This window comes from Kitasatospora putterlickiae, assembly GCF_039527695.1.
Lineage (GTDB): Bacteria > Actinomycetota > Actinomycetes > Streptomycetales > Streptomycetaceae > Kitasatospora > Kitasatospora putterlickiae.
This window is the reverse complement of record NZ_BAAAKJ010000036.1, coordinates 4,211-13,310: the sequence shown is the minus strand read 5'-3', so window position 1 is coordinate 13,310 and position 9,100 is coordinate 4,211. Positions and strand designations below refer to the sequence as shown.

Here is a 9,100-nt window from a genome sequence, read left to right as displayed (position 1 = left end):
CCAGGCCGAGGACGAGATCGCCGGCATCGGCGCGGCGCTCGGCGCGGCCTTCGGCGGCGCGCTCGGGGTGACCGACGGGATGCCGGTCGGCGCGGCCGCCGGGGTGGCGATCGGGGCGGCGGTCGGGCTGGCGGCACCGGAGCCGCCGTCGGCCCAGGCCTGCCCGCCGGTGACGGCGGTCAGCAGCGCGGCGCCGGTGAGGGCGCAGACGGCCGACAGTCGCAGAACGGCGCGGTTCCTGGTGGTACGCGTGGCCATGCGGACTCTCCATTCATCCTCGGACGACGCGGGTCCCGGCCGGTGTGGCCGGTGCGTCGAGAGTGACGGTAGGGAGCCCGTGTCGCGGTCCCCGGCCGGTCGTGTCACGGCGGCTCATCGGCTGCGTAACGACCGGCGGACCAGGTGCCTGGTGGCGTGCGCTGCGGCGTAACTCAGCGGCGGGTGAGGCGGTCGATCCGGTCGCCGAGCCCGTCCAGCGGGCCGGGCTTCTCCGGCGCGAAGGGCGTGCCGTTACGCAGCCCGCGGTAGCCGATGACCAGCGCCTCGCCGAGGAAGCCGACGCCGATGGAGAGGTTGATCGGGCGGGCCTCCGGGTGCATGCCCAGCTTCCGGGCGAGCAGGCCGTAGAGCCCCGAGGCCAGGAAGGCGAGGAGGATGACGAGGAAGGTCCGCCCGGTGTAGCGCTGGTGCAGCACGCCGTCGCGGGTGAACACCGCGACCGTGGCGCCGCGCAGCGCGCCGAGGCCGAGGCCGATCAGGCAGCCGCCGACGACCCAGCCGAGGTCGGCACCGTTCAGCCCCCCGGCCTCCAGCACGGACCAGACGCCGAGGGCGGTGAGCACCACCGGCGGACCGAAGAGGTCACGGACGTTGACCGGTTCGCCGATCATCCGTTTGGCGACGACGGCCACGGCGGCCCCGGCGATGATCGTCACGAGCAGCCATGTCGGCACGGCCCGCACCCCCCTGTGCTCCGATGTGCTCCGCTGTGCTCCGAGCCGCTTCCGTCCGCCGCCCGGTTTCCGACAACCAATTTAGCTCGACCGTGCTATAACAACAACATGCCAAAGGTCGTCATCGCCGAGAACCGCCGCCAGGACGTGGCGCGGGCCGTCCTCCGCCTCGTGGCCAGGGACGGGCTGGAACACGCCTCGCTGCGCAACATCGCCGACGAGGCGGGCCTGGCGATCGGCTCGGTGCGGCACTACTTCGACGGCCAGAGCGAGGTCGTCACCTTCGCCATGGAGGAGCTGTGCGCGCGCATCGGCGAGCGGGTGCGCCGCCACGCCGAACGGCTGCTGAACCCGGCCGCCCCGACCGGCCCGGCCGACCGGCGCGCCGCCGTCGAGGCCCTGCTCGCGGAGCTGCTCCCGCTCGACGATGTCCGGCGCGAGGAGGCGGAGCTCTGGCTGGCCTTCACCACCGCCGCCCGCACCCGCCCCGAACTGCGGCCCGGCGCGGCCCTGCTGCACGAGTCGACCCGCCACCTGATCGCCCGCGTCCTCGACGAGGCCCGCCGCGCCGGCGGGGCCCCCGCCGACCTCGACGTCCCCCTGGAGACGGAACGGCTGGCCGCCCTCCTGGACGGCCTCGCCCTCGGCATGGTCCTCCACCCCGCCGGCGTCCCCCCGCGGACCGCCCTGCTGATCCTCCGCCGCCACCTGCGCGACCTCGCCGAACGCCCGGGTCCCGCCTGACCGGCGGAAGAGGGACTTACGGTGGGGGTATGAGCGTCGACCTCGACAAGTACTTCGCGCGGATCGGGTGGGACGGCGAGCGGGCGCCCACGCCGGCGACGCTCCGGTCGTTGCAGCACGCGCACCTGCTGGCCGTCCCGTTCGAGAACATCGACGTGGTGGTCGGCACCGTGCCGTCGCTGGACGTCGGCGATCTGGAGGCCAAGATCGTCAGGGGCGGGCGCGGCGGGTACTGCTTCGAGCACAACACGCTGTTCGCGGCCGTGCTGGAGCGGCTGGGCTTCGGCGTGGCCCGGCACACCGGGCGGGTGCGGATCGGCGCCCGCCCCGGGGAGATACGGCCGCGCACCCATCTGGTGCTGGCCGTTCGGGTACCCGGGACGGACGGGCCGCGTCTGCTCGTCGACGTCGGATTCGGGTCGGTCGACGCGCTGCTGGAACCGCTGCCGATGATCCCCGGCCTGACCCGGGACGGCCGGGGCCGCCGGCACCGGCTGGTCCTGGAGGAGCCGGAGGAGACGGACGGCCCGGTGCCGGTGTGGGTGCTCCAGGTCCGGTCGGGCGACGGGTGGCGGGAGTTGGTGTCGTTCACCCTCGACCCGGCGCCCGCGCCCGACATCAACCTCGCCAACTGGTACGTGGCCACCCACCCCCGCTCGCCGTTCCGCCGCCTCTTCGTGCAGCGGACCCTCCCCGCCGGTCACCTCGCGCTCGACGGCACCAGGCTCACCCGCACCGCGCACGACGGCACGGTGACGGTGGAGGAGGTCGACGGCGAGCGGGGCGTCCGGGAGGTGCTGGAGGCGGAGTTCGGCATCGTCCCGCCACCCGGCGTCCGCCCTCGGCGCGAGGACTGAACCGGGGCTCAGCAGACGGCCGGCACCGTGACCGTGGCGCTCACCGTCGGCCAGCCGATCCTGACGGTGGTGAACGTGGCGATGATGCCGACGCCGCACGGGACGGTGCTCGCCACCGGACCGACCGTGATCCCGCTGGACCCCACGACGGCGCCGAGGTCCTCGCGCTCCAGGCCGCTGCCGGAAGTGGTGCGGAGCTCCAGCTCGAACTCGGCCATCTGCGGGCGCCCGCCGACCGGGCCCACCCAACCGGTGGCGGACGCGAGGCGGCCGTCGATCGTCAGGCAGACCGACGTCCCGACACCGTAGCCGCAGGTGGTCGTGCCCGTGGGCCGGGCGGCGGCCTGGGTGGCGCCCGCGACGCCGAGCCCGGACAGCGCGGCACCGGCCGCGAGGACGGCAACGAAACGCTTCATCGGACTTCTCTCCTTCGAGGACAACAGGGGCGATGGATGTGTGCCATGTCACGCTTCACATGACAGAGGCTTCCACGCGTCCCCGCCGGCATTCCTGACCGGACCGAAATCCCTTCAGGCCTACCGGATTTGGCTCCTCGATGGCGTGAATCCGCGCTCCGCGGGTCACTCGGCGCGGTAGGCGTCCAGGACGGTCTGGTCGAGGGTGTTGCCGTCGGTGTCGGTCAGCTCCGCGCGCAGCGAGACGGTGGCGCCCGCCGCCGGGTTCTGGACCGTCACGGCGCCGGCCTCGACCGGCAGGCCGGTCCACGAGGCGCCGCCGTCGGTGGACGCCGAGACCGTCAGCGAGCGGACGCGGCCCTCGGCGGCGGCGCCCTGCACGGTCACCGGCACCCGGATCGCGCTCCCGGCCGGCGCGGTGCCGGCCGGGCTCAGCCCGGGCGAGAACCGCACGACGCTGACCGGCACGGCGGCCGGCCGGGCGGTCGTGGCCGAGGCGAAGGTCCACGACGCGTTCACCCGGGTGGTCGCACCGCTCGCGGCCTTGCGGGTCACCGTGGCGGCCAGCCGGTAGGAGGCCCGCCCCGGGGGCACGGTGAAGGCGGCGCGTCCGGCCGCGGCGTCCGCGCCGGACCGGGCGCCGACCAGCACGCCGTCACGGAAGAGCGAGGTGTAGGCGGTGTCGAAGGGCGGCGCCGCCGACATGTGGCCGTCGCCGTCGGCGAGCAACGGGATCCTCGTGGTGATCGTGTCGCCGTCGCGTTCGACGCCCCGGCCCGGCGGCAGGGCGGGGGCGAAGACGGGGTTGCCGAAGGTGTGCGTGGCGGTTTCCCCGGCCGGGACGGCGACGCCGTCGGCGAAGTAGCGGTTCTTCCAGTTGTCGGACGCGGCGAAGGTGACGTCCCAGGGGCCGCGCTCGGGCGTCACGTAGACGGTCGCGGTGGCGGGGAGCGACATGGAGAAGGAGCCTCCGACGGTCGACCCGGCGGACGGTCCGGGAGCGGGGGAGACGTCGAAGACCGCGCTCCCCTCGGCGCCCGGGCCGGCCGCGCCGCGGATCCGCAGGGTGCCCAGCTCCCGCGCGGTGTAGTGGTGGGCGAGCCCGGTCAGCGCGCGCGAGCCGGTGTGGGTCCGGCCGAGGGCGTAGCCGCCGGTGGCGGTGCTCCAGTAGGAGTCGAACCACTGCCGCACCGACCCGGCCTCGGCCTCGGGCCCCAGGTGGGCCACCCGCAGGGTCGGCGTCGCCTTGACGATGCTGGCCATCCGGGTGGCGCCCTGGTGCGTGACCTCCAGGAACATCCCGCTCGTCACGAAGGCCGCGGAGCGGTCCGGGGGCCGGAGGTCGACGGGGGCGGTGGTCCGCGCGTCGACGGTGACGGTCGTGTCGTGGTCGAGGTCCAGGCGCGGCTGGACGATCCAGTCGTCACCGTCCGCCACGTCATTGGTGTACAGGTCGCTCTCCAGCAGGTAGCGGCCCTTGGGCAGCCGCACGGTGGTGACGCCGGAGGCGTCGTGCGGCTGCACCGACAAGGAGGCGCCGGGGCCGGAGATCCCGGTGACGGAGGTGCGGTAGTGCGCGGGCGCCTGGCCCGAGCGGTCCAGGTGCCGGATCGTCAGCGTGTACGTCTCGGGCTCGGCCGGCCCGCCCGGCCCGCCCGGCTCGGCGGCGAGGGCCGTGCCGCCCCAGCCGGGCGTCACTCCGGCCACCAGCGTGACGGCGACGGCCAGGGCCCGGAGGACGTGACGGCGGGATGCGGAGTTCGTGGAACGTGCGGATTCAGTGCTCATGTCCTGTCCTGCCCGCACGACCTGCGGAGTTCCTGTGATCCACGACACGGGAGCGGCCCAGGTCGAGCAGGCTCAGGCCGAACATCAGCACGCCCAGGGGCACGTGCGGGGCCGGCTGGTGGGCGACGCCCAGCACCACCTGGACCGAGGCGAGGACGAGGAACCCGGTGGCGTGCAGGACCGGCCGGACGGGGCCGCCGCCCGGCCGCCAGGCCAGGACCGCGGCCAGCAGGTAGAGCATCGAGGCGCCGTACATCACCCGCGCCCCGACGCCGTGCAGTGTCTCGCCGTATGCGGTGGAGAGCAGCAGACCGGCGGTGGCCGCCTGGAAGGCGATCGCCAGGGTCTGCAGGGCGAGCGTGACCTGAAGGAGCGTGAAGCCGCGGCGCCCGCCGGCGCCCGTCGGAATGACCATGATCCGGTCCCTCTTCCTGCCTCGCGGCGGTCGATCGGTAGTGTCCCGGTGATTCGACGACGCGGGCCCGCGAAGTGTGAGGCGGGTGCGGACACGACGGGGGGCGGCCGGCATGGACAGCGGGAACGAACGGCTCACGGAGGCGGTCCTCGGCGAGCGGCGCCACCTGGTCAACCTCGCCTACCGGATGCTCGGGTCACCGGCCGAGGCCGAGGACGCCGTGCAGGAGGCCTACGCCCGCTGGTACGCGCTGGCGCCGGCCCGGCGGCAGGAGGTCGCCGCGCCGGGCGCCTGGCTGACGACGGTGGTCAGCCGGGTCTGCCTGGACGTGCTCGGCTCGGCGCGGGTCCGGCGCGAGCGCTACGTCGGTGAGTGGCTGCCCGAGCCGCTGCCCGACCGCACCGAGTGGTTCGGCGGCGGCGCGGCCGGGTCCGCCGACCCCGCCGACCGGATCACCCTGGACGAGTCGGTGGGCATGGCCTTCCTGGTCGTCCTGGAGTCGATGACGCCCGCCGAGCGGGTGGTGTTCGTCCTGCACGACGTCTTCCGCTACCCGTTCCCCGAGATCGCCGCGATCGTCGACCGGACGCCCGCGGCCTGCCGCCAACTGGCCTCCTCGGGCCGTGGACGGGTCCGCGCCGCGCGGGTCCCGTCGGCCAGGCGGGTCCCGTCGGCCGGGCGGGTCCCGTCGGCCGGGCGGGCCGGGCAGGCCGGGCAGGCCGGTGTGGTGCGGGACTTCAGGGAGGCGTGGGAGGCCAAGGACATCGCGGCGCTGATCGGCCTCCTCGACCCCGCCGCCACGATGGTCGCCGACGGCGGCGGCCTGGTCGGCGCCGTGCTCCGCCCCGTGGAGGGCGGCGAGCACATCGCCCGGTACCTGGTCCTGATGGCCGAGAAGGCGCCGGGCCTCACCCTCCTGGAGCGCACCGTGAACGGCTCCCCCGGCCTGGTCGCCCAACGCGACGGCGTCACCGCCACGGTCGCCGCCCTCGACCTCGCGGACGGCCGGATCACCCGCATCTGGGCCGTCCGCAACCCGGAGAAGCTCGCCCGCTGGAGCTAGCGTCCCGCGCGTGGCATTGGTGGGAAGTCGGAGATCCCGACTTCCCACCCGCCCCGGCTTGCTGTCAGCCGGAAGGCTTCGCGAACGCCGGCCGCACGAGTACGGCGAGCAGGGCCAGCACCGCCGCCGCGAAGAGCGTGAACAGGTGGTCCCCCGACAGCAGACCGAACCCGAGCAGCATGACCTGCACCGTTCCCGCCCCCACCAGCGCGGAGGAGGCACGGGACGTCTTGCGCGGCGACCCCATCGCCCACAGGCCCCGAACCGCCCAACCGTTGAGCCCGACCATGACGATCCCCGCGGACAGGAACCCGTACGGCACGTAGCGCGGAGTGGGTTCCATCTCGTCCTCGAAAGCGATACCGCCCGCGAACAGCGGCATGGCGATGCAGAAGAAGAGCACGATCGCGATCGTCTCGATCAGAATCAGGGCCGTTGCACCCAGCAGGGCAGCAGTGGAGGAGCGAGTCATCGTGCCTTCCAAGCGGTGCGGCCAGATCGGCCGTTGGCGACCTGTCATTCTTTCACCCAGTACGACAGCGAGTCCAAGCCACCGTCCGCCACCGAAATCGCCCAGCGGGTGCTACACCGATACCGACAGGTCGGGGGCGAACACGGGATCGTGGGGGCCGGGTTCCGCCGCCGGGCGGCGGGCGCGGGCGGCCGGGCGGGCGCCGTCCGTTCGGCTGAGGTGCGGGCGGGGGCGTGTGGGCGCCGGGGGCTGCGGAGATACGCATGCCTTCGAGACTCCCCCGGAGGTACGCATGCGGATCCTGATCGTCACCGCCGGTTCGCGGGGCGACGTCGCGCCCTTCACCGGCCTGGGGCGGCGGCTGCTGGAGGCGGGCCACCAGGTCACCGTGGCCGCCCACCCGCCGTTCGCCGCGCTGGTCGGCGGGTGCGGCCTCGGCCACCGGCCCCTGCCGGGCGACCCGCAGGAGCTGATCCGGTCCCGGGCGGCGTCGCCGGAGCGGGCGCGGGAGGCGTCGCGGGCCTATGTGGAAGGGCTCGCCGACGGGGTGGCGCGGGCCGTCGGGGACGGGACGGACCTGGTGCTCACCGCGTTCGGCCCGGCGCCGTTCAGCCGGACGGCCGGCGAGGCGTTCGGCGTCCCGGTCGTCGGCGGCTATCTCGCGCCGGCGTTCGCCACCCGGGAGTTCCCGCTGCCCGGCGCGCCGGAGAGCGGCGGGCCGGGCCCCGAGGGCAACCTCGCCGCCGGGCGGGCGGTGCTCGGCCGCGCCGACGGGCTGTTCGCCGCCGCCGTGACGAGGCTGCGCGCGAACCTCGGGCTGCCCGCCATGCCGCCGTCGGCGTCTTCGTCCGGGGGCGTCCGGCCGGTGTTCCACGGCTTCAGCCCGCTGGTGGTGCCGCGCCCCGCGGACTGGCCGGCCGGGGTCGAGGTGGCGGGCTACTGGTGGCCGGAACGGCCGGAGGGCTGGCGGCCCCCGGCCGAGGTGGCCGACTTCCTCCAGGCCGGCCCGCCCCCGGTGTTCATCGGCTTCGGCAGCATGGCGCCCAGTCAGGGGGAACGGCTCGGCGAGCTCGTGGCCGGAGCGGTGCGGCGGGCCGGTGTGCGCGCGATCGTGCAGGCGGGGTGGGCGGAACTGAGCGGCCGGGGCCCGGACGTCCTGGCCGTCGGCGACCTGCCGCACGACTGGCTCCTCCCCCGCACCGCCGCCGTCGTCCACCACGCCGGGGCGGGCACCACCGCGGCGGGGCTACGGGCCGGGGTGCCCGCCCTGCCCGTTCCCGTGATGGCCGATCAGCCGTTCTGGGCGTCCCGGCTGCACCGGCTCGGAGTCTCGCCCCGGCCCCTGCCGTTCCAGGAGCTCACCGCCGAGCGCCTCGGTGACGCCCTCACGGCCTGCCTCTCCGAACCGGCCCACCGCCGACGCGCGGCCGACCTGGCCCGCCGCCTCGCCGCCGAGGACGGCAACGCCCCGGTGCTCGCCCACATTGCTGCCGTGAGCACCTAGTTCGTTCAACTTCGGTCATTGACCGGCCAATTGTGAGCACTAATCCTCCAACAGGGGACTGTTGCTCACTCTTTCCGGACATGGCCGGATCGGGCGACCGAAAGGCCTTGCCCCGGCGCGCGGCGCGGGCCCATGATGGCGAAGCGGCAGGTTTCGCAGGACAGGACCGGCGCCACTTCTTCGGCCTCGCCCAGCGCAACGACGGCAAGCTCATCGCCGCCGGGTTCTCCGTCAACACGGCCACCAGTGCGGACAACTTCCTCGCCGCCAGGTTCAACCCCGACGGCAGCCTCGACACCACCTTCGGCACCGGCGGCTCCACCAACGTCTCCTTCGGCCTACTCTCCGACCTCGCGTTCGGCGTCGCCCTGACCAACGGCGGCAACAACGGCAAGATCGTCCTGGCCGGCCTGGCGCAGTCGCCCGACCCGTTCAACATCATCGGGGCCGGCGCCTTCGGCCTCACCGAACTGAACGCCGACGGCAGCCTCAACCTCGCGTTCGGCACCCTCGGTAAGACCACGACCAAGGTCAGCCTGCTCGGCGACGAGGCCCGCTCCGTCGCCATCGGCCCCGCCGGCAAGATCTACGCCGCCGGGGAGAGCAACGAGATCTCCCCCTTCCCGCTCGACCCCAACACCGGCGTCCAGACCGTGATCCGCTACACCTCCAACGGTCTCCTCGACACCAGCTGGGGCACCGCAGGCGTCGTCACCACCTCGTTCGGCACCGGCGGCGCCTCCGCCCGAGGCGTGGCGCTCGACTCCAGCAACCGCCTGGTCACGGGCGGCGCCGCCACCGTCACCAAGCCCAACCTGCTGCCCGGCTTCGACTTCACCGCCGCGCGCTACCAGACCAACTGATCCGTCGGCGCGCGTACGCCCGGGG

At 74.4% G+C, this 9,100-nt stretch carries 10 protein-coding genes and 1 pseudogene; 5 read left to right on the top strand and 6 right to left on the bottom strand.

All coding sequences use genetic code 11. The features are described 5' to 3' along the window. Together ABD308_RS04420 and ABD308_RS04415 are read right to left on the bottom strand one after the other, a co-directional pair. Positions 1-258 (bottom strand): annotated as a pseudogene (locus tag ABD308_RS04420) (hypothetical protein); the annotation flags it as partial. 173 nt (positions 259-431) lie between these two features. After that, entirely contained in the window at positions 432-953 is a 522-nt protein-coding gene (locus tag ABD308_RS04415) for a DUF1453 domain-containing protein (RefSeq protein ID WP_344325817.1), read from the bottom strand. 108 nt (positions 954-1,061) lie between these two features. Between ABD308_RS04415 and ABD308_RS04410 the strand changes: the two genes are divergently transcribed. Both ABD308_RS04410 and ABD308_RS04405 read left to right on the top strand, forming a co-directional pair. Further along, positions 1,062-1,697 carry a TetR/AcrR family transcriptional regulator gene (locus ABD308_RS04410; protein ID WP_344325814.1) on the top strand — a complete coding sequence of 212 codons (636 nt, stop codon included), beginning with the start codon at positions 1,062-1,064 and terminating at the stop codon, positions 1,695-1,697. A gap of 29 nt (positions 1,698-1,726) precedes the next feature. After that, the gene (locus ABD308_RS04405; protein WP_344325811.1) at positions 1,727-2,554 is read left to right on the top strand and encodes an arylamine N-acetyltransferase family protein; all 828 of its coding nucleotides are present in this window, start codon (positions 1,727-1,729) and stop codon (positions 2,552-2,554) included. An 8-nt stretch (positions 2,555-2,562) separates the two neighbouring features. Here ABD308_RS04405 and ABD308_RS04400 read toward each other — a convergent pair whose 3' ends face one another. The 3 genes from ABD308_RS04400 to ABD308_RS04390 all read right to left on the bottom strand — a co-directional run bounded on the left by ABD308_RS04400 (position 2,563) and on the right by ABD308_RS04390 (position 5,173). Continuing rightward, positions 2,563-2,970: a hypothetical protein gene (locus ABD308_RS04400; protein WP_344325808.1), complete on the bottom strand. Its 408-nt coding sequence runs from the start codon at positions 2,968-2,970 to the stop codon at positions 2,563-2,565. A gap of 165 nt (positions 2,971-3,135) precedes the next feature. Next, entirely contained in the window at positions 3,136-4,758 is a 1,623-nt protein-coding gene (locus ABD308_RS04395) for a serine protease (RefSeq protein ID WP_344325805.1), read from the bottom strand. Further along, entirely contained in the window at positions 4,748-5,173 is a 426-nt protein-coding gene (locus ABD308_RS04390) for a hypothetical protein (RefSeq protein WP_344325802.1), read from the bottom strand. The genes ABD308_RS04395 and ABD308_RS04390 overlap by 11 nt, the downstream gene beginning before the upstream one ends. 112 nt (positions 5,174-5,285) lie before the next feature. Here ABD308_RS04390 and sigJ point away from each other — a divergent pair, with 112 nt between their 5' ends. Then, positions 5,286-6,236, top strand: a complete 951-nt coding sequence (gene sigJ, locus ABD308_RS04385) for an RNA polymerase sigma factor SigJ (RefSeq protein ID WP_344325799.1) — start codon at positions 5,286-5,288, stop codon at positions 6,234-6,236. A 64-nt stretch (positions 6,237-6,300) separates the two neighbouring features. Here the strand turns inward: sigJ and ABD308_RS04380 are convergent, their stop codons facing one another. Next, positions 6,301-6,708 carry a hypothetical protein gene (locus ABD308_RS04380; protein WP_344325796.1) on the bottom strand — a complete coding sequence of 136 codons (408 nt, stop codon included), beginning with the start codon at positions 6,706-6,708 and terminating at the stop codon, positions 6,301-6,303. Between the two features lie 292 nt (positions 6,709-7,000). Between ABD308_RS04380 and ABD308_RS04375 the strand changes: the two genes are divergently transcribed. Together ABD308_RS04375 and ABD308_RS04370 are read left to right on the top strand one after the other, a co-directional pair. Next, positions 7,001-8,212: a glycosyltransferase gene (locus ABD308_RS04375; protein WP_344325793.1), complete on the top strand. Its 1,212-nt coding sequence runs from the start codon at positions 7,001-7,003 to the stop codon at positions 8,210-8,212. A gap of 107 nt (positions 8,213-8,319) precedes the next feature. Then, the gene (locus ABD308_RS04370) at positions 8,320-9,075 is read left to right on the top strand and encodes a delta-60 repeat domain-containing protein (RefSeq protein WP_344325790.1); all 756 of its coding nucleotides are present in this window, start codon (positions 8,320-8,322) and stop codon (positions 9,073-9,075) included. The last annotated feature ends 25 nt before the right edge of the window (positions 9,076-9,100 follow it).